The organism is Providencia sp. Me31A (assembly GCF_050487165.1).
Classification (GTDB): Bacteria; Pseudomonadota; Gammaproteobacteria; order Enterobacterales; family Enterobacteriaceae; genus Providencia.
The window spans coordinates 139,948-164,964 of the sequence record NZ_JBKQGZ010000007.1; the positions used below are offsets into that span (position 1 = coordinate 139,948).

18 protein-coding genes are annotated in these 25,017 nt (G+C 40.4%); 10 read left to right on the forward strand and 8 right to left on the reverse strand.

Translation table 11 applies throughout. The annotated features are described in order from the left end of the window. Positions 1 to 254: 254 nt before the first annotated feature. The 3 genes from ACLPIE_RS07500 to pncB form a co-directional block, all read right to left on the reverse strand. Positions 255 to 1,361, reverse strand: a complete 1,107-nt coding sequence (locus ACLPIE_RS07500; RefSeq protein WP_430260952.1) for a porin — start codon at positions 1,359 to 1,361, stop codon at positions 255 to 257. A 660-nt stretch (positions 1,362 to 2,021) separates the two neighbouring features. Then, entirely contained in the window at positions 2,022 to 3,422 is a 1,401-nt protein-coding gene (gene asnS, locus ACLPIE_RS07505; protein WP_430260899.1) for an asparagine--tRNA ligase, read from the reverse strand. A 485-nt stretch (positions 3,423 to 3,907) separates the two neighbouring features. After that, positions 3,908 to 5,122, reverse strand: a complete 1,215-nt coding sequence (gene pncB / locus ACLPIE_RS07510; protein ID WP_430260900.1) for a nicotinate phosphoribosyltransferase — start codon at positions 5,120 to 5,122, stop codon at positions 3,908 to 3,910. Positions 5,123 to 5,722: 600 nt separating this feature from the next. On the opposite strand from pncB, the gene pepN reads away from it, so the two are divergent. The 3 genes from pepN to ACLPIE_RS07525 all read left to right on the forward strand — a co-directional run bounded on the left by pepN (position 5,723) and on the right by ACLPIE_RS07525 (position 10,502). Then, positions 5,723 to 8,341, forward strand: a complete 2,619-nt coding sequence (pepN, locus tag ACLPIE_RS07515) for an aminopeptidase N (RefSeq protein WP_430260901.1) — start codon at positions 5,723 to 5,725, stop codon at positions 8,339 to 8,341. Positions 8,342 to 8,656: 315 nt separating this feature from the next. Then, entirely contained in the window at positions 8,657 to 9,667 is a 1,011-nt protein-coding gene (gene pyrD / locus ACLPIE_RS07520; protein ID WP_430260902.1) for a quinone-dependent dihydroorotate dehydrogenase, read from the forward strand. 289 nt (positions 9,668 to 9,956) lie between these two features. Continuing rightward, the gene (locus ACLPIE_RS07525; protein ID WP_430260903.1) at positions 9,957 to 10,502 is read left to right on the forward strand and encodes a cell division protein ZapC; all 546 of its coding nucleotides are present in this window, start codon (positions 9,957 to 9,959) and stop codon (positions 10,500 to 10,502) included. A 129-nt stretch (positions 10,503 to 10,631) separates the two neighbouring features. Here ACLPIE_RS07525 and ACLPIE_RS07530 read toward each other — a convergent pair whose 3' ends face one another. Further along, positions 10,632 to 11,747: a YcbX family protein gene (locus tag ACLPIE_RS07530; RefSeq protein ID WP_430260904.1), complete on the reverse strand. Its 1,116-nt coding sequence runs from the start codon at positions 11,745 to 11,747 to the stop codon at positions 10,632 to 10,634. A gap of 99 nt (positions 11,748 to 11,846) precedes the next feature. Between ACLPIE_RS07530 and rlmKL the strand changes: the two genes are divergently transcribed. The 6 genes from rlmKL to rmf all read left to right on the forward strand — a co-directional run bounded on the left by rlmKL (position 11,847) and on the right by rmf (position 19,903). Continuing rightward, a complete protein-coding gene (gene rlmKL, locus ACLPIE_RS07535) occupies positions 11,847 to 13,955 on the forward strand; it encodes a bifunctional 23S rRNA (guanine(2069)-N(7))-methyltransferase RlmK/23S rRNA (guanine(2445)-N(2))-methyltransferase RlmL (RefSeq protein WP_430260905.1) in 2,109 nt (702 codons plus the stop codon). Positions 13,956 to 13,967: 12 nt separating this feature from the next. Then, positions 13,968 to 15,875: an ABC transporter ATP-binding protein gene (locus ACLPIE_RS07540; RefSeq protein WP_430260906.1), complete on the forward strand. Its 1,908-nt coding sequence runs from the start codon at positions 13,968 to 13,970 to the stop codon at positions 15,873 to 15,875. Positions 15,876 to 15,905: 30 nt separating this feature from the next. Then, on the forward strand, positions 15,906 to 17,180 hold the full coding sequence (gene pqiA / locus ACLPIE_RS07545; protein ID WP_430260907.1) for a membrane integrity-associated transporter subunit PqiA: 1,275 nt from the start codon (positions 15,906 to 15,908) through the stop codon (positions 17,178 to 17,180). A gap of 11 nt (positions 17,181 to 17,191) precedes the next feature. After that, a complete protein-coding gene (gene pqiB / locus ACLPIE_RS07550; protein ID WP_430260953.1) occupies positions 17,192 to 18,826 on the forward strand; it encodes an intermembrane transport protein PqiB in 1,635 nt (544 codons plus the stop codon). Beyond that, a complete protein-coding gene (gene pqiC / locus ACLPIE_RS07555) occupies positions 18,826 to 19,380 on the forward strand; it encodes a membrane integrity-associated transporter subunit PqiC (protein ID WP_430260908.1) in 555 nt (184 codons plus the stop codon). Before pqiB ends, pqiC begins: the two co-directional genes overlap by 1 nt. A gap of 352 nt (positions 19,381 to 19,732) precedes the next feature. Further along, a complete protein-coding gene (rmf, locus tag ACLPIE_RS07560) occupies positions 19,733 to 19,903 on the forward strand; it encodes a ribosome modulation factor (RefSeq protein ID WP_430260909.1) in 171 nt (56 codons plus the stop codon). 129 nt (positions 19,904 to 20,032) lie between these two features. Here the strand turns inward: rmf and fabA are convergent, their stop codons facing one another. From fabA to ACLPIE_RS07575, 3 genes are all read right to left on the reverse strand, one after another. Further along, positions 20,033 to 20,551 (reverse strand): bifunctional 3-hydroxydecanoyl-ACP dehydratase/trans-2-decenoyl-ACP isomerase, encoded by a 519-nt coding sequence (fabA, locus tag ACLPIE_RS07565; protein WP_430260910.1) that lies wholly within the window; start codon positions 20,549 to 20,551, stop codon positions 20,033 to 20,035. A 96-nt stretch (positions 20,552 to 20,647) separates the two neighbouring features. Beyond that, positions 20,648 to 22,384 carry an AAA family ATPase gene (locus ACLPIE_RS07570; RefSeq protein ID WP_430260911.1) on the reverse strand — a complete coding sequence of 579 codons (1,737 nt, stop codon included), beginning with the start codon at positions 22,382 to 22,384 and terminating at the stop codon, positions 20,648 to 20,650. Between the two features lie 208 nt (positions 22,385 to 22,592). Beyond that, positions 22,593 to 22,769 (reverse strand): GhoT/OrtT family toxin, encoded by a 177-nt coding sequence (locus ACLPIE_RS07575; RefSeq protein ID WP_430260912.1) that lies wholly within the window; start codon positions 22,767 to 22,769, stop codon positions 22,593 to 22,595. 173 nt (positions 22,770 to 22,942) lie between these two features. Between ACLPIE_RS07575 and matP the strand changes: the two genes are divergently transcribed. Beyond that, positions 22,943 to 23,419: a macrodomain Ter protein MatP gene (gene matP, locus ACLPIE_RS07580; RefSeq protein WP_430260913.1), complete on the forward strand. Its 477-nt coding sequence runs from the start codon at positions 22,943 to 22,945 to the stop codon at positions 23,417 to 23,419. A gap of 154 nt (positions 23,420 to 23,573) precedes the next feature. Here matP and ompA read toward each other — a convergent pair whose 3' ends face one another. Continuing rightward, positions 23,574 to 24,665: a porin OmpA gene (gene ompA / locus ACLPIE_RS07585; protein WP_430260914.1), complete on the reverse strand. Its 1,092-nt coding sequence runs from the start codon at positions 24,663 to 24,665 to the stop codon at positions 23,574 to 23,576. Between the last annotated feature and the right edge of the window lie 352 nt (positions 24,666 to 25,017).

Here is a 25,017-nt window from a genome sequence, read left to right on the forward strand (position 1 = left end):
AGGGGTTTTGCCAACCGTTTTGCTAAAAATTGGCGAGATCTTGTGAGCTAGGTAGGAATTGCATGTAATCTGACCATAAATATCCATAAAGGTGGCGAATTTATCTGGCTTGATGATTAATTAGCTTGATTTATAGAAGGTTAAACAAAGCACAGGGAAAAGTCAGGGTAAAAGTATGTAAAATAAAAAAGCAGCACCGAAGTGCTGCTTACAAAAACATGTTACCGTTTTCTAAATTATCAGCTAACTGATAATTAGAATTGGTAAACTAAACCTAAACCAACTACGTTATCAGTGCTGATACCGTAAGTTTTGGTGAATTCATTTTTATCTAACAGGTTGATTTTGTAATCAACAACTGCAGACATGTTTTTGTTGAAGTAGTAGTAAGAACCTACAGAGATATATTTAACTAGGTCTTTATTACCGTATGCACCTAAGTCTTTACCTTTAGATTGGTTATAACCTAAAGATGGTTTCAGACCGAAGTCGAATAGGTACTGTGCAACTAACTCAACGTTTTCAGTTTTGTTCGCGATGCCTTCTTCGTAGTTATCACCTGAACCGTAACGAGTCATGTTATGAGTTTGACCATACATTGCAGCTAAGTAAACGTTGTTAGCGTCGAATTTACCACCCACGTTCCATGCTTGAGCTTTTTTACCACCAGCACCAGAATATGCTTTTTGGTTTGGAGTACGGGAAGAGTTTGAGTAACCACCACCCAGTGTTACGCCCCAGCCTAAGTCATAAGCGGTTGAGAAACCGTAGCCGTCACCGTTGTCTTTTTTCATACCAGCTGAAGACAGGTTGTCGTCGCCGTTTTTACCTTGATATTGCAGAGCGAAGCTCAGGCCATCAACATAACCGAAAGCATCGTTGTTACGGTAAGTTAACAGGTTACGGTTACGACCAGTCATGAAGTTGTCAGTTTGTGACATAGTGTCCGCACCCCATAATGGGAATACGTCGGTCCATGCGTTCGTGTCATAAACAACACCGTAGTTACGGCCGTAGTCGATTGAACCGAAATCAGCAAAACGTAAACCAGCGTAAGCTAAACGGTTTTTGTTGTCGTTGTTATTTTCAGATTTATTGGTTTTAGTTTCCCATTCGAAACGACCAAAACCAGTCAGTTGGTCAGTGATTTGAGTATCACCTTTAACACCTAAACGAACGCGTGAATCATCACCGTCTTGGCTTGGAGCACCGTTGCTACCACCGTTAGCAAAGTAGTGACGAACGTCAACTTTACCATAAACATCTAACTTGTTGCCGTCTTTATTGTATACTTCAGCTGCGTTTGCTGCACCCGCAGCTAACAGAGCTGGAATAACCATTGCAAGAATATTGCGTTTCATCATTATTATTACCCTCATTGGTGTTATTCGGACACCTGCCACTGCCAAAAATAATTCGCAAAAATATTTTGAACTATTTGTGAGAGATTAGTGTCGTCTATGTCGGCGACCAGTGTTCCATTGCTAAATAAAATTATCTACCCTCAAATTGCTACAAAATCAAAGATTCTGAAACTAATGGTAACAAGGTGTTTCAAAATGTAAAAAATAGACCAAATAATAACCACTCGTCGTACCAGTGTGAAAAAAAATATAAAATTTAGGGAACTTTTTTAAAAGATGATTTGAGTTTTTTTTGAGCAACTTAGCGAATCTAAAGTGAAGACTTTTGATCAGAAAAAAGGAAAAGATAATGTAAAAAAGCAGATTATTCTTAGTGCTCGCAGCTTAGCGCCATTTTGGGGTCAATTATAAGGTGATAACGTAAAGATTGTGATTCGGTTATCAAAGTACTGCAACAAATGTAATACTCAGGGATAATGAGTTGGTTAAAGTCATACTAAAAAAATCGGGCCAATACACGATTGACCCGATACTCATCATACTTCAAGCCGCATGTGGGCGCTCAGTTTGCCGAATCACATACTTATTTATGCTCATCGGCTATTTTCGCTCGTAGCCTACATGTAACTCGAATTATGTAGAACATAAGGAATGCGCTTAGAATGCTGCATTTCGTGGCGTGCGAGGGAATGGGATAACTTCACGAACGTTGCCCACCCCCGTGACGTAAGCCACTAAGCGCTCAAAACCAAGACCGAAACCAGAGTGAGGCACTGTGCCGTAACGGCGCAGATCACGGTACCACCAGTAATCTTCTTTATTCATGCCCATTTCTTCAAGGCGGGCATCTAACATGTCGAGACGTTCTTCACGCTGTGAACCACCGATGATTTCACCAATACCTGGAGCTAACACATCCATTGCTGCAACGGTTTTACCGTCTTCATTGAGGCGCATATAGAAAGCTTTGATGTCTTTCGGGTAGTTTTTCACAACCACAGGCGCTTTAAAGTGCTGTTCCGCTAAGTAGCGCTCATGTTCAGATGACATGTCGACCCCCCAATAAACTGGGTTTTCGAATTTTTGGCCACAGGTTTCAAGGATTTTAATAGCATCCGTGTAGTCAACTTGCGCAAAATCTGAGTTTACAAAGCTTTCCAAGCGGTTGATAACGTCTTTATCAACACGTTGAGCAAAAAACTCTAAGTCATCACGGCGCTCTTCAAGGGCGGCTTTAAAAGCGAATTTCAGCATTTTTTCTGCGAGGCCTGCGACATCATCTAAAGTGGCAAAAGCCACTTCAGGCTCTAACATCCAGAATTCGGCAAGATGGCGGCTGGTATTTGAATTTTCTGCACGGAAAGTTGGCCCAAACGTATAGACTTTGCTAATGGCAGTAGCATAGGCTTCCCCGTTTAGCTGGCCCGATACAGTTAAGAAGGCTTCGCGACCAAAGAAATCTTCGCTAAAGTCAACTTCGCCTTTGTCGTTGCGTGGCAGGTTGTTGTAATCCAGCGTGGAAACGCGGAACATTTCACCGGCACCTTCCGTGTCTGATGCTGTGATCACTGGGGTTGAAACCCAGAAGTAGCCTTGTTCATCAAAAAAACGATGTAGCGCTTGCGCTAATGTGTGGCGTACACGAGCAACCGCACCAATTAAGTTAGTACGAGGGCGTAAGTGCGCGGCTTCACGTAAGAACTCAACGCTGTGGCGTTTAGCGGCCATTGGATAAGTGTCAGGGTCTTCAACCCAACCAACCACGTTGACTGCTGTAGCTTCAAGTTCAAATGATTGACCTTGGCCAGGGGATTCTTTTACGGTACCCGTGACTTCAACTGAGCAACCAGTGGTGAGATGCAGGACTTCGTCATTATAATTAGGTAAATTATTATTAATGATAGCCTGTAACGGGTTAAAGCAGGAACCGTCATAAACGGCGAGGAAAGAAAAACCAGCATTTGAATCTCTCCTTGTACGTACCCAGCCTTGAACGGTGACTTCTGAGCCAACCGCCACACGGCCTTGCAGTACGTCGACTACAGGCGCTACTATCATATAATTCACTCTCTTCATATTAACAATATCTACTTTGACTATCTCAATCCGTCATACTTCGAGCTGTAGATGCGTTGGCTTCACAAACTGACCCTAGTCACATACTTATGTATGCTCCTAGGGCTCAATTTGTTTGCCGCCTTCCTACAACTCGAATTATTTAGGATGCCATTCAAATTGTATTAAATTCATTTTTTTAATTGCATTGCGGTGTCGTGAGTTAAAGCGCAAAACAACCAGTGTATGACAAATAAAATAGTAAAGTAGGGGTATACTTACGAAATCCCATATTTCAGGGGCCAAAGCTCTATGTTACTTGCCATTTGTTAGGAAACAAGTAAAAAATCGCGATAAAACATTTCTGTTGGAACGAACCGCGATTGTTGAGCTTAAAAGCTATAGTAATAGTAAGTGAATAAAAGAAAAAGAGGGTTTTAAAGCTCTGAGCAATAAAAGTGCCTCAGAGCTTTGAAGAGAGAGGCTAATTAACAGGCCTTTTCCATTTTAGGCAAGTCAAAGGCTTTTCTGAGTTGATTGACAAACTCATCATCCTCACAAATCGTTTTACCTGGGCTGTCCGATAACTTCGCCACAGGTTTGCCATTACATTCAATCAGCTTAATCACGATATTGAGTGGTGTCACATGGGGAATATTACAGGTTAGCCGTGTGCCAATGCCAAATACAAGATTAATCCGTTTATGAAAATAACGATATAACTCAAGGGATTTTTGTAGGTCCAAGCTATCAGAGAACACCAGTGTTTTGCTCATGGGGTCAATACCTAAATTTTGGTAGTGAGCAATAGCTTTTTCTCCCCATTCAATGGGGTCCCCTGAATCATGACGTAATCCTTGGTAGCGCTTCGCAAAATTAGCATCAAAATCACGCAAGAAGGCATCCATAGTGATACAGTCTGTTAATGCAATACCAAGGTGATTTGGGTATTCATCTAACCAAGTTTGTAGCGCTTCACGCTGGCTATTTGCTAACTCAGGGCTAATTTGCTGGTGAGCTTGAAACCATTCGTGGGCTTGAGTGCCAACGGGAATTAGGTTTAATTCATGAGCGAGTTTGTAATTACTGGTGCCTACAAGGTAAGGGAACTCATGTTTAAGCATAGAAACAATGGCTGACTGCACATCATATGAGAAACGACGCCGTGTCCCAAAGTCCATGAGTTTAAAACCGGATAGATCCAGTTGATGTTCATCTGCTTGTTGGTAGAAAACATTTAGCAGCTTTTTAAGCTGTTGGACGGCATCATCTGGAGTGACCTCTGGGTGCCTATCTTTTTGTACTATTTCACTTACAAGAGCGAGAAGAGGCACTTCCCACATAATCACTTCACGCCAAGGCCCGCTGATACGGATGGCAAGCTGATCTTCGTCAGTGCTACTGATAACCACTTGCTCAGGGTTAAAGCGAAATGTTTTTAGCCATGTAAGATAGTCTTCTTGGAAAAAAGGTAAGCGACGAAGAAAATTCAGTTCATCATCAGAAAGCGACAAATTTGCCATTAACTGAACTTGTTGCCTGATTTCATTGGCGTAGCTGCCTAAAAGCTCACTGCTACGACAGCGAAACTCAGCGACGACCGGTACTTGATGGTAACGGTGGAAAACGGCCTGCTGCATATGAAGCTTATAAGCATCGGTATCAAGCAGTGATGTAATAATCGGTGTAGCGTCTAAATTCATGGCGCGCAGACATCCTCGCGGAGCTTAACTACTTATATACCCGAAATTCTTTAAGTTGCAGCGGTGTTGACTACGCTCGCCGAGTCACATAGTTTATCTATGCATCCCGTCTATCATCCCTTGTCACCTACCTACAACTCGAATTATTTGGGGGATATTAGCTAATTTGCTAAATCGTTAAAGTTGCAAAAGTATACCCACTTTACCAAAAGATAGAAGCGATAATCTACCAGTCTGTTACAAGAGAGTATAACAACCTTAATTCACGCATTTATTTATCGATAAGGTTTGCATGTAAAGCCGAGAAATCAGGTAAATAGGTTTGATCGCCTAGACCTTAGCTTTGACATACAAAAGTGTTAATTACGCCAAGATACTAACATGACGTAAAATATTTAATAGTGCTATAGCACCAACAAACAAACGATTTTGTAACAAAATTGGATAGGGTGGGATATACAAAGGTAACATTATAATAAAAATGGATAACATCTTTTAATGAAAATGTTTCTCAAATCCGTTCACATTATTGTGTCTTATAGTATTGTATATAGTAATTAAGCAGTACGATATCGAATATAACGAATTAAAAGGTTACTTATGACTCAGTTAAGGCAAGCGAAATATCGTCAGGATTATCAAGCACCTGATTATACTATTACAGAGATTGACCTCGATTTTAATCTTGATCCTGCGAAAACAGTAGTTACTGCGGTTAGTAAGGTAAAACGTCTTAATTCACAGTCATCAACATTAGAACTTAATGGTGAAGACTTAGCACTCATCAGTATTGAAGTTGATGGACAAGAGTGGACAGACTATAAGGAAAGTGAAGGAAAGTTGGTTATTGAATCACTCCCTGAATCTTTCACGTTGCGGATTGTGAACGAAATCAACCCTGAGAAAAATACCGCTTTAGAGGGCTTGTATGTTTCAGGCGATGCTTTATGTACTCAATGTGAAGCTGAAGGCTTTCGCCACATCACCTATTATCAGGATCGTCCAGATGTGTTAGCGCGCTATAGCACAACGATTACGGCTGATAAGTCACGTTACCCTTATTTATTATCGAATGGTAACCGTATTGCACAAGGTGAACTGGAAAACGGCCGCCATTGGGTTAAATGGGAAGACCCATTCCCAAAACCAAGTTATTTATTCGCTCTGGTGGCGGGGGATTTTGATGTTTTAAAAGATGTCTTTATTACCCGTAGCGGCCGTAAGGTGGCTTTAGAATTGTTTGTTGATAAGGGTAATTTAGATAGAGCCCCTTGGGCGATGCAATCCCTGAAAAATGCCATGAAGTGGGATGAAGAGCGCTTTGGTTTAGAATATGACCTTGATATCTATATGATTGTTGCCGTTGATTTCTTCAACATGGGGGCAATGGAAAATAAAGGTCTTAATGTATTTAACTCTAAGTATGTATTAGCAAAAAGCGAAACGGCTACAGACAAAGATTATCTGAATATTGAGTCAGTGATTGGTCACGAGTACTTCCATAACTGGACAGGTAACCGTATCACTTGCCGTGATTGGTTCCAATTAAGTTTAAAAGAAGGGTTAACGGTTTTCCGCGATCAGGAATTTAGCTCTGATTTAGGCTCTCGTTCGGTTAACCGTATTAATAATGTCAAAGTGATGCGTTCAGCTCAGTTTGCCGAAGATGCAAGCCCAATGGCACACCCAATCCGCCCAGATAAAGTCATTGAAATGAATAATTTCTATACACTGACGGTGTATGAGAAAGGGGCGGAAGTGATTCGAATGATCCACACACTGCTGGGCGAAGAAATGTTCCAAGCAGGAATGCAACTTTATATTCATCGCCATGATGGAAGTGCCGCAACCTGTGATGATTTTGTACAAGCGATGGAAGATGCATCGAATGTAGATTTATCACTGTTCCGTCGTTGGTACAGCCAGTCAGGTACACCAGTGCTAACTGTACGTGATGAATATTCCCCAGAAAAACAGCAGTATACGTTGCATGTTAGCCAAATGACACCAGCAACTGCCGATCAAGCTGAAAAATTAGCGTTACATATTCCACTTGATATTGAACTGTATGGTGAAGATGGGGCTGTGATTGCATTAAAACGTGATGGTAATGCGGTAAATTCTGTTTTAAATATTACACAAGAGTCACAAAGTTTTGTATTTGATGAAGTTACTAGCCGCCCAACCCCCTCATTGTTACGTGAGTTTTCAGCGCCCGTTAAGCTAAATTATCACTATACGGATGAACAACTTGCATTTTTAATGCAGCATGCAAGCAATGAATTTTCCCGCTGGGATGCAGCACAACAATTGATTAATAATTATGCCAAAATCAATGTTGCTAAGTACCATAAAGGTGAAACGTTAGTTTTACCTGAATCTGTCGTAGATGCTTTCCGTGCGGTATTATTAAGCGATTCGATTGACCCTGCATTAGCTGCGCTGATCCTGACTTTGCCATCAGAAAGTGAAATAGCTGAGTTATTTACAGTAATAGATCCTGTTGCGATCCACGAGGTGGTCAATTTTATTCACCATAAACTCGCTGTTGATATGCATGATGAATTCTTGACGGTCTACCGTTCAATCAATATAGCGGGTTACCGTGTTGATCATCAGGATATTGCCAAACGTTCACTGCGCAATATTTGCCTACAATATTTAGCAGCTGGTGATGATATTGAGCTGGCGAATAAGTTAGTACAGGAACAATACCAATTAGCGGATAACATGACGGATTCATTAGCGGCATTAACTGCGGCGAATGATTCACAATTACCATGCTTAGCCGCACTTATGGCTGACTTTGATGAGCGTTGGCATCATGATGGGCTAGTTATGGATAAATGGTTTACGTTACAAGGCTCAAATCCATCTCCAGAAGTGTTATCGCATGTACGTGAATTATTGAACCATCGTTCATTTAGCATGAGTAATCCGAACCGAGTAAGGTCTCTCGTTGGCGCATTTACAGCGGGTAACCCAGTGAACTTCCATGCAGAGGATAGTAGTGGTTATCAATTCTTGTATGAAATATTGGTGGATCTGAATACACGTAACCCACAAGTGGCTTCAAGGCTAATTGAACCGTTGATCCGTTTAAAACGCTATGATGAAAAACGTCAAGCTCAAATGCGTAAAGTGCTTGAACAACTAAAAGGGCTAGACAATCTTTCTGGTGATTTGTTTGAGAAAATCACTAAAGCGTTAGAAAGCTAGTTGAACACATAAATGTATAAGATAAACCTCTAATCTAATTTTAGGGGTTTATTTTTTTAGGGGCGAATAAATCCTATTATTAAGGGAGAGTTTTCATAGTTCAGTTTACCTTAGTGGCTATAAATGCACTTAAAATACATTTCATTGATTTTTTCATAGTAAAGTTACATCTGAATAGGGTAGTCTATAGCGCGTTTTATCCGACGAAAATAGTTCGCACAGTTAAAATTCGACAATCAGTCTTTGGCGAGGGTTTTGGCGAGCGATACGATGTCTATTTTATTGAAATGCACTAGTAAAAATAGGTTATTGGATATGTTATATCATCTTGCCCGCAAGGCACTGTTCCTGCTCGATCCTGAAAAAGCTCATGAATTGACTTTTCGCCAGCTTCAACGTTTGAATCATTCCCCTTTTCAATGTCTTATTCGTCAGTCTGTTGCTACCAAACCTGTTCAATGCATGGGACTCTCTTTTAAAAATCCACTTGGCCTAGCGGCAGGTTTAGATAAAAATGGTGAATGTATTGATGCATTCGGGGCTATGGGCTTTGGTTTTATTGAAATTGGTACGGTGACACCTCGACCTCAGTCTGGTAATGATAAACCACGGTTATTCCGTTTAGTGGAAGCTGAAGGTTTAATCAACCGTATGGGATTTAATAATAAAGGCGTTGATAACCTCGTTGAGAATGTCAAAAAATCTACCTATGGCGGAATTATTGGTATCAATATTGGTAAAAATAAAGGTACGCCAGTAGAACAAGGTAAAGATGATTATTTAATTTGTATGGACAAGGTATATGCGCATGCAAGTTACATTACAATTAATATTTCTTCACCAAATACGCCGGGATTACGAACATTACAATATGGCGAAGCGCTTGATGATTTATTAAGTGGTATTAAGGCTAAACAACTTGAATTGCAATCTTTACATCAAAAATATGTCCCTGTTGCAGTAAAAGTTGCACCAGATCTATCTGAAGAAGAAATAATTCAGGTAACTGATAGCTTAGTCAGACATCATATAGATGGCGTTATTGCGACAAATACCACATTAGACCGCAGTCTGGTTCAAGGGTTAAACCATTGCAATGAAACGGGAGGATTAAGTGGACGTCCTGTTCAATTAAAAAGCACCGAGGTCGTTAAAATTATTTCCCGTGAATTAAATGGCAAACTACCTATTATTGGTGTGGGCGGGATAGACTCGCTCACAGCGGCACGTGAAAAAATGGAAGCAGGGGCTTCATTAATTCAAATTTATTCTGGTTTTATTTATCATGGCCCAAAATTAATTAAAGATATTGTCAATCATATCTAGTAATTTGTAAATTTACTTATCGAGGGGGTATCTTTATTCCCCCTTTTAAACTATATTGCTAATAGTGGTTATTTTTATATCAAATTGATATCATGTGCAGCAAATTTTTAGATAATGACATTATTTGATGACCAATAATGTGTTTTTATTTAGTAGATAGAATTTAGTGCATAAAATCTAATGTATAAAATTTGATACTATAAATGTAATCATTGAGTAAATTTAGGAATGTTCATAGTGATGATCGTTCTTATTATATATTTACCGATAAGTCGCTAAAGGATCGTTTATGAATATTAAACCTGATGATCATTGGCGTTGGTATTTTGATCATGACCATGACAGGGTGATGTTAGATCTCGCCAACGGCATGATATTTCGTTCATGTTTTCCTGCTAAGATGCTGACGGTATTTGCGCGTAGTGAAATGCCATTTAGCATCGAAGATGCAGGGGAATATTATTTATTTGATGAACAAGCAAAGAGACTAAATATTACGCAAGAAGAAAGAGCGGAATTAGTCTTAAATAGCCTCGTTGCTTTTCGGTTTTTAAAACCTCAGATGCCAAAAAGTTGGTATTTTTCTTCATTTAATTTTATTAATGCACCTAAGCAAGGGCAAATAATTCAAGTGTGTTTAGAAAATACGAACTGTTATTTTACTTTTATTATTGCGGAAGCTGGCCCTTCTGCAAGTTTGTGTTTATTAGCTGACCCAATATTAGAATTACCTGATCGTACGTTAAGATTTTGCGATCCAATTAAGATCATGAATGATCGTATGCTTGAGTATTCTTCAAAAGTAAAGCGGCAGCTATATGGAAATGTCATTTAAATGATCACGTCTGATCTTAATAAAAAGCAATTTAAAAGATCGTCGTGACGTGGTTATATATTGAACTCGGAATTTAACACCATCATAATTGACTCTGTATGATGGTGTTAAATACTTTGAGATGAGTATCTATTTGAATGCTAATTTGACTGACGTTTTTGGAATACAGCTACAGGCCAATATATAGCCGTCCTCTTTAATGGCACTTTGTTTTAATGGCTTGACCTCACCAGACACCAGTTTAATTTTGCATCGCCCACAAATTCCTGCTCGACACGAATATGGGATAGATAAGCCATGAGACTCAAGTTGTTCAAGGATCACATTTTGGTTATCACCGGTATATTCCATTTCTTCAAAAACTAAGCTGACATTTTGGGTTTGTGCATTCGAGTTGCTATTATCCGCAGTCTTTTCTCTTTCTTGGATGATATAAGACTTAGCCGTTTTGGTTTCTAATACGTTTACTGTATCACCTACACGAATAACGCCTGTATTTTTGATAATTACATTTTGCCCAAAATCGACATCGCCTTGCTCGTCACAACGGAAAGTTTGTAATGTTGCCAATGGTTCGCTGTGGGGATGCTTAATTCCTTTTTCTGGACTTACAGTAGTTAAGATACAGCGGCTACAAGGCCTATCGAGGGTAAAGATAACATCGCCAATTTGGATGGTTTTCCAAGTATCTTCTTCGAAAGGCTTAGCACCAGTAATAATCAGATTACCTCGAAATTGCTCTAATTTAATACTAGCAGGACAGCGCTTTTGAAGTTCTTGGACTGAAGCTTCATTAATTAGTAAAAAAGGGTAGCCGTCAGCGAATGACATTGGAATATCTTGGTATTCTTTTACTCGTCGTGATAATTGAGGACTGAGCCAACGTAATTGCACTGGCTCATCAAAAAAGGTGCTTAACCAATTATTTATCGACTCAGGAGCAATAAGTGCATGAAAATGATTCCCCCAAACCTCCGTAGGACTCTGCTTCTCGTCAAAGTCCTGATACAATATCGTCGCACTTTCACCGTTAGGTGCTCGTAAATGGAGTCCATTATTGAGCATAACGGGGGTAAACAGTAACATTTGCGGGTATTTTCTCGCCGTAATAAATTTGCCTTCCAGAGTGGTTACCATAAAATTACGATCAAAAGTCAAACCGCTAGTATCAGCGAAGGCGTGAGATAAACGAATCCCCCGCATAGATTTAACTGGGTGTGTATAAAGGCGCGAAAGCGTAATCATTTTTTAATCCTTATAATTGTTGCGTAGCAACTTTATGATAACTGCATGAGATTAGCTATAATGCGCAACAATTTTTCATCGAAATCGGTAATAAATACTATGAATTCTCTGTTTGCCAGCACAGCTCGTGGCCTAGAAGAACTATTGAAAACGGAATTGGAAGCGCTCGGCGCTAGCCAGTGCAAAGTTGCACAAGGGGGTGTCTACTTCCAGGCCGATGAACGGGTCATGTACCAAAGTTTGCTATGGAGTCGACTGGCATCGCGTATTTTATTGCCATTGAATGATTTCGATGTATACAGCGACTTAGATTTGTATCTCGGAGTTCAAGCTATCGATTGGACTGAAATTTTCTCTGTAAATGATACTTTTGTGGTGCATTTTACAGGAACCAATGAAGAGATCCGTAATAGTCAATATGGCGCACTGAAAGTGAAAGATGCGATTGTTGATAGCTTCGTTCGTAAGTTAGATCAGCGCCCTGATGTAGCTCGCCAACAAGCTGACATCCGCATTAATGTCTACCTTAATAAAGAAAGAGCCAGTGTGGCACTGGATTTAAGCGGGGATTCTCTACATATTCGCGGCTACCGTGATCTTGCTGGGCAGGCGCCATTAAAAGAAACCCTCGCGGCTGCAATTATTAATCGTTCAGGATGGCAGCAAGGAACACCGTTGGTTGACCCTATGTGTGGTTCTGGAACACTGTTAATTGAAGCTGCTATGATGGCTGCGGATAAAGCTCCGGGCTTACATCGTAACCACTGGGGTTTTTATGCATGGTCGAAATTTAATGCGCAGTTATGGCGTGAATTGACCACCGAAGCACAGGTCCGTTTTCGTCAAGGTTTAAAAGAGACCACATCGCGTTTCTATGGTTTTGATATTGATAAACGTGTATTAGAAATGGCGCGTGCGAACGCACGTCGTGCGGGCTTGCAAGATATTATTTCTTTTAGTCATGGTGATGCGGCTGCACTTGAAAACCCTGTCAAAAATGAAATGACAGGAACCATTTTGAGCAACCCCCCTTATGGTGAGCGTTTAGAAAGTGAACCCGCCTTGATAGCGTTGCACAGTCAATTAGGTCGTGTGGTTAAAGCGCGTTTCCCAGGCTGGCGTTTGTCGATTTTTAGTGCATCACCTGAATTACTCAGTTGTTTACAGTTGCGCTCAGAACGTGAGTTTAAAGCAAAAAATGGCCCGTTAGATTGTGTACAAAAGAATTATCAACTGGCAGCAACACCGTCAGAAACAGTGGCTGAAATTTCCCCTGATTTTGCTAACCGTTTGCGCAAAAACTTGAAAAAATTAAGCAAGTGGGCAAAGCAGCAAGGTATTGATTGTTATCGTATTTATGATGCGGATTTACCTGAATATAATGTTGCTATTGATATTTATGGTGATAAGGTCGTGATCCAAGAATATGCACCACCGAAGACGGTTGATGAGCGTAAAGCGCGTCAGCGGCTATTTGACGTGATCACCGCCACCATGAATGTATTAGAGCTCACCTCTAATCAACTGGTGTTGAAAACACGTCAGCGTCAAAAAGGCAAACAACAGTATGAAAAATTAGCACAAAAAGACGATTTCTTCTTAGTGCAAGAATACAATGCCAAAATGTTAGTCAACCTAACTGATTACCTCGATACGGGGTTATTCCTTGATCACCGTATTGCACGTAAAATGTTAGGGCAAATGTGCAAAGACGCTGATTTTTTAAACCTATTTTGTTATACCGGTTCTGCGACAGTACATGCGGGGTTAGGTGGGGCGAAAAGCACCACTTCAGTTGATATGTCACGTACTTACCTTGAGTGGGCAGAGAAAAATTTACAAGCCAATGGGTTAACAGGTCGTCAGCATCGTTTAATTCAAGCAGATTGCTTAAGTTGGCTGGCGAATAGTCGTGAACAATTTGATGTGATCTTTATCGATCCGCCAACATTCTCAAACTCCAAGCGTATGGATGGCACATTTGATGTGCAACGTGACCATATTCAGCTGATCACACATTTAAAACAACTGTTACGCCGTGGTGGAACCGTGATGTTCTCTAATAACAAGCGTGGTTTCAAAATGGATCTTGAAGCGGTGACGGCATTAGGATTACAAGCACAAGAGATAACCGCTAAAACGCTTTCGGAAGATTTTGCTCGTAATCGTCAAATTCATAACTGCTGGCTAATTCGCCACGCAGAGTAAAGGATAGAATCAATGGCTTTAATTAATTTATCGGGCGCATACCTCTCTTTTAGTGATGCCCCTTTACTTGATAATACTGAAATTCATATTGAAGATAACGAGCGCGTTTGTTTAGTTGGTCGTAATGGCGCAGGTAAATCAACGCTGATGCGCGTGTTGACAAAAGAGCAGCCGTTAGATGATGGTCAGCTTATTTATGAGCAAGATTTGATTGTTGCTCGTTTGCAACAAGATCCACCACGTAACGTGGAAGGCACTATTTTTGACTTTGTCGCTGAAGGTGTTGCCGAACAGGCGCAGTATTTAAAAGATTATCACCATGTATCTAAACTGGTGGAAAGCGACCCAAGTGAGAAAAATTTAAATAAGCTTGCCGAATTGCAAGAGGTGCTAGATAGTCGCAACTTATGGTTATTGGATTCCCGTATCAGTGATGTATTAAAAAAATTAGGCTTACCAGCTGATGCTGAACTGTCTTCACTGTCGGGAGGCTGGTTACGCAAAGCAGCTTTAGGCCGTGCCTTGGTGAGTAATCCACGAGTGTTATTTTTAGATGAGCCAACTAACCACTTGGATATTGAAACTATTCTCTGGTTAGAGAACTTCTTAAAAGACTTCCAAGGTAGCATTGTTTTTATTTCCCATGACCGTTCATTTATTCGCAATATGGCGACACGGATCATTGACTTAGACCGTGGGCAGTTAGCTTCTTGGCCAGGCACTTACGATGATTATTTAATCAGTAAAGAAGAAGCCTTACGCGTTGAAGAAATGCAAAATGCGGAATTTGATAAAAAATTAGCGCAAGAAGAAGCTTGGATACGTCAAGGCATTAAAGCGAGACGTACACGTAATGAAGGCCGCGTGCGCGCATTAAAAGCCTTACGCGTTGAGCGTTCAGAACGTCGTGAAGTTATGGGTACAGCTAAAATGCAAGTGGGTGAAGCGTCCCGTTCTGGAAAAATTGTTTTCGAGATGGAAAACGTTAATTATCAGATTGATGATAAAGTTCTAGTTAAGGATTTTTCTGCGCAAGTGTTACGTGGCGATAAAATCGCTCTCGTTGGGCCTAATGGTTGTGGTAAAACAACATTGTTACGTCTAATGTTGGGTGATTTACAAGCGGACAGTGGACGAGTGCATTGTGGAACTAAGTTAGAGGTTGCCTATTTTGACCAGCACCGTGCAGCACTCGACCCTGATAAAACAGTGATGGATAATTTGGCTGAAGGTAAGCAAGAAGTGATGGTAAATGGCAAGCCTCGCCACGTTTTGGGGTATTTGCAAGACTTTATGTTCCCACCTAAGCGAGCAATGACTCCGGTTAGAGCGTTATCTGGTGGTGAGCGTAATCGTTTATTATTAGCTAGATTATTCCTAAAACCGAGTAACTTGTTGATTCTTGATGAGCCAACCAACGACTTGGATGTTGAAACCTTAGAGTTACTTGAGGAATTGGTTGATGGGTATCAAGGAACAGTGTTACTTGTGAGCCATGATCGAGAGTTTGTTGATAACAGCGTAACGGAATGTTGGATCTTTGAAGGCAATGGCGTTATTAACCGTTATGCGGGTGGTTATTTTGATGCTCAGCAACAAAGAGCACAAACCGTGAGTTTAAAGACGGAACAAACGAGTAAAGTGACTGCCAAAGATAAAGCGGTGAAGTCAAAAGAAGCAGTAAAGCGCTCAAATAAGCTAAGTTATAATTTGTTACGTGAGTTGGAACAATTGCCTGCTAAGCTTGAACAATTGGAAACAGAGATTGAAGCATTACAAGCCCAAATTGGTGATGCAGATTTCTTTAATCAACCTCATGATGTAACAGAAAAAACGTTGACGAGCTTAGCGGCTAAAGAATCAGAGCTAGAGCAGGCATTTGACCGTTGGCAAGAACTTGAGATGCTAAAAAATGGCTAAATTAGATTTAATTTAAGGAGTGAATACACTTTGTGTACCCATGAGTCTCATGAACATGTACTTTGTCCTCAGTGTGATATGTTGGTTGCTGTTCCTGAATTGGAGCAGGGGAGCAAAGCCACTTGTCCACGCTGTGAGACGACATTAGTCTCAAAGTGGCGATATCCATACAAGCAGCCAGCGGCATATGCGTTTAGTGCGCTAATTATGTTGTTTGTTGCTTGTCTGTTCCCTTTTGTCAAAATGGGAGCGGCAGGGATTGAAAATGAAATATCGTTATTTCAAATTATCGAAATCATAGCGACAACCCGTTATAGCGGGTTAGCGCTATTTTTCCTGTTTTTTTCTTTAATTATCCCTGCATTTTGCATGATCACCATTATTCTTTTAGGGCTACAAGTGCGTATCTCGAAAGATATTAAGGTGGTGATCACGCGTATCTTGTTCCAAATGAAAGCGTGGTGCATGGCAGAAATTTTTCTGGCGGGGGTGTTAGTCAGTTTTGTAAAACTGATAGCTTATGGCGATATTGGGATAGGTTTGAGTTTTGTACCATACTGCATATATTGTATGTTGCAAGTTAGGGCGTTTCAATGTTTAGACCGCCATTGGTTATGGAATCGCATTGAAGCTGCTCCCAAACTGGATAAACCGCTAAAAGTTGGCCAAACGGGGATTAAGCAAGATATCCGTTTGTGCCTTGTTTGTACGGCTATTTTGCCTGCGGAACAAGAAAAATGTCCTCGATGTTCTTCCCGTGGCAGCGTACGTAAACATCAAAGCTTACAATGGACGATTGCACTGCTAATTACTTCAATTATGTTGTATATCCCTGCTAATGTGCTGCCAATGATGACAACCTATACACTGGGGAGCGCATTAAATTCAACCATTATAGATGGGGTGATTTTATTATGGGGGGATGGTTCTTACCCAGTTGCCATGGTCATTTTCATCGCCAGTATTATGGTTCCTACTTTAAAGATGATTGGTATTGCATGGTTATGTCTCGACTCAAAAGGGTACGGTAATCGTGACCCACATCGTATGCATTTTATTTATGAGTTGGTGGAGTATGTCGGTCGTTGGTCAATGATTGATGTGTTTGTGATCACGATTTTGGCCTCGTTAGTTCAAATGGGGCAATTGATGAGTATCGTCCCTGCTTTAGGAATTATTTTCTTTGGCATAGTTGTTATTCTCACAATGTTTGCAGCGATGACATTTGACCCGAGATTAACTTGGGATCGTTGTGAAAGGAAAAATGCAGTGAAAACTGCTGAACAAGAAGGAGCCATAGGTTGATCTCAAAAGAAATGCCACAGGCTGATGCCAAGGTCAGCAAGCTAAGGAGTTGGTCACCCGTGTGGGTGATACCAATCATAACTGTTTTACTTGGTGCTTGGATCTTATTTTACCATTTCAGTAATCAAGGCCCTGAAGTGACATTGATTACTTACAATGCTGAAGGTATTGAAGCGGGTAAAACTAAAATTAAAAGTCGCAGCGTCGATATTGGTGTTGTAGAAAGCGTGACATTGGATGACAATTTTAGCCGAGTGTTGATTAAGGCTCGCTTAAATAATGATATGAAGGAACTGCTTCGTACCGACTCCGCATTTTGGATTGTGAAACCCACGATTGGTCGTGATGGTGTAACAGGGCTTGGGACTTTACTTTCAGGAGCTTATATTGAGCTACAACCAGGCTTAGCGGCAAAAGAGCATTTTGAGTTTAAATTACTAGACACACCACCTTTAGCATCACCAGACGCTAAAGGAATACGTATCGTTTTGACGAGTGATAAAGCAGGTCAATTAAATCCGGGAGATCCTGTTTTATTCCGCGGTTATCGCGTTGGTTCTGTTGAAACCAGTAATTTCGATATGGAGCAGCGTGATATGCGTTATCAATTATTCATTAACGCACCCTACGACAAACTAATCAGCTCTAATGTCCGCTTCTGGAAAGATAGTGGTATCGCGTTTGATATGTCCTCTCAAGGCGTTCACGTTGAAATGGGGTCGATTGCTACATTACTGACCGGTGGGGTAAGCTTTGACGTACCGGATGGTTGGGTGCCAGGGGCGAGTGTTAAGGAAAATGCTCAGTTTGAACTCTTTGATAATCAAAGTAGTATTCAAAATTCATTGTATACCCAATATCAAGAGTTTATTTTATTTTTCTCCGATTCAGTACGTGGGTTGCAGCCAGGAGCACCTGTAGAATTTCGTGGGATACGCTTAGGTACGGTTGCTCAAGTCCCTTTTTATACGGAAGGACTCGATCAATCTCTGGATAATGATTTTAGGATACCTGTTTTGATCCACATTGAGCCAGAGCGTTTCTCTAAAGATGTTGGCGCGAATTTTAATTTAAAAAATGAATTAAAACTGGCAATGAAGGATGGATTAAGGGCATCGTTAAAGTCAGGTAATTTACTGACGGGGGCGCTTTTTGTGGATTTAGATTTTGTGCCAAATTTAGAGCCTTACAAAGGCCCAACGGTCGTGGCTGGGTATAAAATTATCCCAACAACGAGTGGTGGTTTAGCTCAGATCCAACAAAAAGTGATTGCGGTATTAGACAAAATTAACAATATGCCGATTGAACCAATGCTTAGCCAAACCACACAAACGCTGGCGGAAGGGCAAAAAATGGTTAAAGAGGCAAACGCGATGTTGGCTGAATTAAACAAAGTGATGGGGAGCAAAGAGTTCCAAAACTTACCGCATGACCTACAAAAAACATTGCAAGAGATGAACCGCGCAATGAAAGGTTTCCAACCGGGTTCACCAGCTTATAATAAAATGGTGGATAATATGCAGCGCTTAGACCAGGTATTGCGAGAAGTTCAGCCACTTTTACGTACGTTAAATAATAAGAGTAATGCATTAGTGTTTGAAGCCGAACCGACGAAGGATGTAGAGCCGAAGGGAGTGAAAAAATAATGAGATATTTATTATCAATATTTGTTTTACTGTTGGCAGCATGCAGTAGTACCCCAGAGAAAAAGTATTACCAATTGCCAATGAAAGCTCCTCAGACACAGTCTGCGGCGGTTATGGATAAAGGCCAAGTATGGCTACAACGCATTATGTTATCTGATGTACTGACATCAAACGGTATTACTTATCAGACGACAGATGTCAGCTATACCAATGCGAGCACTCACTTGTGGGCTAGCCCATTAGAGCAGCAACTAGGTCAAGCAATGGTGAACGAGTTATCAGCGGGATTACCCGATAAACTGGTGTCTTTGCAACCATTGCAGAACTCACCTGATACATTGGATATCACGTTGACAGCATTTAATGGCCGTTATGATGGCAAAGTATTGGTGCAGGGGTTCTGGACATTTACACATGGTAAAACCATCATTCGTCGTAATTTTGATGTGCAGTTAGAACAATATGAAGATGGTTACCCTGAGCTTGTGCGTATCCTGTCTGCGGGTTGGCAGCAGGTGGCTGATAATATTGTAAAAGAAATAAGTAAGTACTGATTTAACAAGCTAATTAGCTTATACAAAATGCACCTTAGATTGACATAGTTAATATGTCTATCTGGGTGCATTTTTTATCCTAAACATTAATATTTTCAATGTATATAGAGTGCGAGTAGTGGTTTTTTCGTAATCATCTAATACTATGATAAATAAAACAATATTCTATATTCAATAAAATCAATCTGTTATATCAATAACTGTATTCAAATCACATTTATGCCATTTATGACAAATATATGAAAATCTTTACTTGATTTTCTTATTAACGGGCGTTATTTCTATAGAGTACCTATTCGCGAATGATAGGTACTGTTTTCTTTTCCATTCTTAATAATGAGGGAAGTAAGGCATGAAAAGACAGAAGCGTGACCGTTTAGAAAGAGCTTTATCAAGAGGTTATCAAGCAGGTTTAGCAGGTCGCTCAAAAGAGCTGTGCCCATATCAGGCAGTAGATGCTCGTTCGCACTGGCTAGGTGGGTGGCGAAAAGCGATGGAGGATCGAGCTGTAGCCGTTATTTAATGCCACTATTTTCTGAGCCTTTAGGTTAAAATAACCTGCCCGTCCTTTGGAACAATTTGCGGTTTTTTAATTTAAAGACATCAATCGATTTAAGAACCTCCGCGATTGCGGAGGTTTGTATTTATAAGCTTAGAATGCGCTAGTATCTTTGAATAAGCCTACTTTTAGGTCAGTTGCGGTATAGATTAATTTCCCATCAACTAAGACTTCACCGTCGGCTAATCCCATAATCAGTTTGCGGTTAATCACGCGTTTAAAACTGATGCGATAGGTAACTTTTTTAGCTGTTGGTAGGACTTGTCCTGTGAATTTTACTTCGCCAACGCCTAATGCTCGTCCTTTACCCTCGCCACCAAGCCAGCCTAGATAGAAACCAACTAATTGCCACATAGCATCAAGTCCTAAGCAGCCAGGCATGACAGGGTCATTCGTAAAGTGACAGCCAAAGAACCAAAGATCTGGGTTAATATCCAGCTCAGCTTCCACATAGCCTTTGCCATATGTACCACCGTCTTCAGTCATGCTGACGATGCGGTCCATCATCAACATGTTGCCTGATGGCAGTGGCGGGCCATTTTCACCAAATAACTCGCACTTACCAGAAGCAATTAAATCATCTTTTGTGTAGGACCCGCGTTTCTCAACCATATTCTTCAGATAGCCTTTATTATGTATAGGGTTACAGGATAGCTTACAGTTGTACGCTGAACAACTCCGATCTGCTATTTTTTACGCAATCTTTACTTAACTCATCCACTTTAAGAACCAAGGAAGTCTAGCTTTATCTGGTGAATTAGCGTGATTAATGCGTTCATGAATTAAAGCTAACAGGTGTACATTTTCTTCTTCAGTTTGTTGTTCAAAATAAGGTTGTTTTGTTAAAAGTGTGATTGCTTGAGCGACATGTTCAACGGGCCAAATATGAAATTGCTCTGCTTGTACCGCTTCAATCACCGTATCTTTGGTACACAAATGTCGTACGTTAGACATTGGAATAATCACGCCTTGGTTACCCGTTAAGCCGCGTTTAGCACAAATATCGAAGAAGCCTTCAATTTTTTCATTCACACCACCAATCGGTTGAACATAACCAAATTGGTCAACGGCACCAGTTACCGCAATTTGTTGGTCGATGGGCTGTAATGCGAGTGCACTAATTAAGGCACATAGCTCGGCTAGAGAGGCACTATCACCATCGACTTCACCATAGGACTGCTCAAAAACAATAGAGGCAGAGAATGGCTGAGGTTGCTCTAATTTGAGCTCATAGTTTAAATACGCTTGCATGATCATCATGCCTTTGGCATGAATATTGCCACCTAACTCGGCTTTGCGTTCTACATCCGTAAATTCACCATCACCTAAATGTGCCACACAGGTAATACGTGATGGTTCTCCAATGGCTTCAGGGTGCCCTGGGTATTGTAATACGGATAATCCATTGACTTGGCCAATCACTTCGCCTTCAGTTTTTACAAAAATTTGTTCTTGTAAAATATCGTCTTGAGTGCGTTCAGCCAGAAAGCTATGACGCCATTGGCGATTCTCAATTCCTTGGATAAATGAATTCTGAGTTAATAAATTATTGACTTGATAATGTGCCGCATCTTTAAGGCATCTTGTTAGCCATAGCATATCAAGGGGAAGATTAAACTTATCCTCACAATAACGAATAGCTTGTTGGATCAGGGAAGGCCAGCCATCCGGTGAAATATCTGGCAATTTATGGGTATCAATAATGGATTTAATATAACGCATCCATAGAGTTAATTGTTCTTCATCTTCAAAGAACATAATAGGTTCATATTCGCCGTAGATGGCCATTTCAAATAGTTCTGGTGATATGTACTCCAACTCTTCTAAAGCGAGTCGGTCGCCAACCACAATAACTTTCAGTTCGAGTGGCTGGGGCTCAACTTCAATTGGCAACGATTGGTTATCAGAGTAGGGCAACCATTCTAGCTGGCGGCGACTAACCATACTTTTTAGTCTATTCCACATAAGTGGCTGGCTAATTAATGCATTGGCAGCGATGATGAGCACACCGCCATTAATGTGATGTAATAACCCTGGTACAAGATTTAAAGACGGAGTGACGTAGCCAAATAATTGTTCTGGCTCTATCCAATTGCGATATGCAATGGTTTGACGAGAGGAAAAGCGGCTTTTAATGCCTTCTTTCCATTGAATAGAGTACTTATCTTCAGATAATTGATAGTCACCATCAATACCTTTTACATCGAGTAACAATGAGTTAGTTGTGTCAGCGTAAATGCTAAGGTATTCCTCGTTTTCATCAGATTTGATAAACATAAAGCGTGTTTGGGCACATTCATCAACAAAATGTTGTATCCCATTGAACAGCCTAGGCTGGATGTCAGCAAATGTTGTTGGGATTAGTGTTTCTGAGGAAACAAATTTTGCCTGAAATGACGATAAGTTAGGAATTAGGCCTTGCCATGTTAGTTCTTGACTGATCACTATAATTATCTGCTATTAATAGGGTTATAAATAAAATGCCTGCTAATTAGCTGGGCGCATATGCCTGAATTAGGTTTATTGAATAAAGTTGCTAAATCATATTGTTTGTTTTATAAACAATTTTCAGGTCAATTAATTACCCAGTGGGCAAGTTTGTTATATTAGCCTTTGATAGGCAATCTTGCAGCAATAATTGTTGAATTATCGATTAGAATAACGAAAACATGAACACAACGGGTAATGTCATTGGCCAAGTGAAGCCAATAAGTATGGCGCTAAGCATACGCATAAAGCAATTTGGGTCTTTTGTGACGAGCAGGGTGAATAACATTGCGCATAACCCGCCAATCCCATAGATGACGAGTATGTTTTCAAAAGTGGACATGCAGTTTTATTAATTTGTTAACAGATGGATGCGGATTGTACACTATTTTTATAAGAACGGGTTATCTTCTTTCATTGAAAAATGATTATTTAACTAAATCGAATTTCTGCTTGAGCAATTTGTTTATAATATTGCTAATATAAGGATAGATTCGGTTTTATTCAGGAAATATTATGAAATATCAGCAGCTTGAAAATCTTGAATGTGGCTGGAAATGGGATTACCTCGTCAATAAAGCGAGAGCTGGTGAAGCGATCACGCGTTACATTGAAAGAAGCGCGGAAAAAGAAGCGATAGACTTGCTGTTAAAAATGGAAAACAGCCCAACAGAGGTGCTTAATTGGATTGCATTACATATGGCTCCTGGGCTTGATAACCGCATGAAGCAAAGCATTCGTGCAAGGCGCAAGCGTCATTTTAATGCAGAGCACCCACACACGAGAAAAAAATCGATAGATCTGAATTTTGCTGTTTGGCAGCGTTTATCCAATTTAGCAGTGAAACGTAATAAAACATTGTCTGAAACGATTATCCAGTTAATTGAGGACGCTGAACATAAAGATAAGTATGAAAACCAAATGAGCTCGTTAAAACAGGATTTGCAGGCGATCTTAGGCGCCTCTAAAGGTTCAGACACAGAGATACCTTAGGGATCCAATAAGATCATTCTCTTTTGATGGTGCTAGATTGAAGATCTTGATAGGCAATAGGTCGTTTATGCTTAATACTGATTTCATAATGCAAAAAAAACCCCAATTTACATTGGGGTTTTTATTCAGTTCAAAACTCAAACTAGGCTAAGAATTAAGCACCTGGTTGAGATACAACTTCAGTTGTACCTTGAATTTCGATTTCAACGCGACGGTCTGGCGCTAAACACTCGATCAGAGCAGCACGGCCTTTAACAGCGTCACATTTGTTACCAGTTACTGGATCTTCTTTACCACGACCTTCAGCAGCGATTGCGCTTGCTGGAACGCCTTTAGATACTAAGTAGTCAACTACAGACTGAGCACGTTTTTGTGACAGTGGCAGGTTGTAGTTTTGTGAACCGATACGGTCTGTGAAACCAACTACCAGTACGCGACCTTGAGTTGGGTCGATGCTGCTCAGTTCGTTGTACAGTTCGTTCAGAGCTTGCTGACCTTCTGGTTTCAGAGTTGCTTTGTTGAAGTTAAACAGAACGTCTGAACGCAGTGTGAAACGTTTGTTTTCAACAACTGGAGCCGCTGGCTCAACAACTGGAGCTGGAGCAACTACTGGAACATCTTCTTGACCAAAGCGGTATGCAACACCAACGCTCAGCATGCCGTTGTCTGGACGAGTACCGATATTGTCTTTATCACCCATGTTGCTAACCCATTGGTAGTCTAAACGAGTTGCCCACTCTGGAGTGATTGCATACTCAAGACCCAATGCGTATACAGGTGCAACGCCAGTATCAGTTTCTTTGAAACGCTCGCCATCTTGGTGAGCTTTTGCTTCTGTACGGTAAACCATACCACCTAAACGGGTATAAACGTCTAAGTCATCCATGATTGGATAGCTTAATTTGGTAGTTAATGAAACACCCATAGATTTCAGGTCACCGCTGTTGTCAGTACCTTTGTATTTCATTTTACCGAACCAGTCATAGCCCAGTTCAAAGCCTAAATACTGGTTATATTGGTAACCAGCATATGCACCAGCACCGAAGGTATCGCGGTCAGTTGAAGAACCAACTGAGCCCCAACCTTCATAGTCTGTACCAGTTTTTGCTGGGTTTAGGTTAGTATTTTCATAATGAGACCAACCTAATTTAGCACCGGTATACCAAGTGTTATCTTTTGGAGCTGCTTGTGCAACTGTTGCAAAAGCGGCTACTGCCACTGCTACTGCGATAGCTGTTTTTTTCATTTTACGCCTCGTTATCATCCAATATATTGGCTTGGCTTCACTGAGCCTTATTATATGCCATTGGTTCAATTTACTTGCTAGGTTTCGCGGACATTATCTACAAAAAAATATAAAAAGTAAAAAATAATGCCATAAGCTTAACAAGCTAAAGTCTACAACGAACTTAAAAAGATACAAGTAGAGTGAGCAATAAACGTTAAAAAAAGTATTTTTTTAGTGTATAAATCAGAGAGATAAGCTTATTTATCTTTATGTTTATTTATTATCTATCTGATTGATCTTCAATACTTTTCATTTCACTTTAGGGATAAATATTACTAAAGGTGAAATTTAGTAAGAAAATTCTTAATCT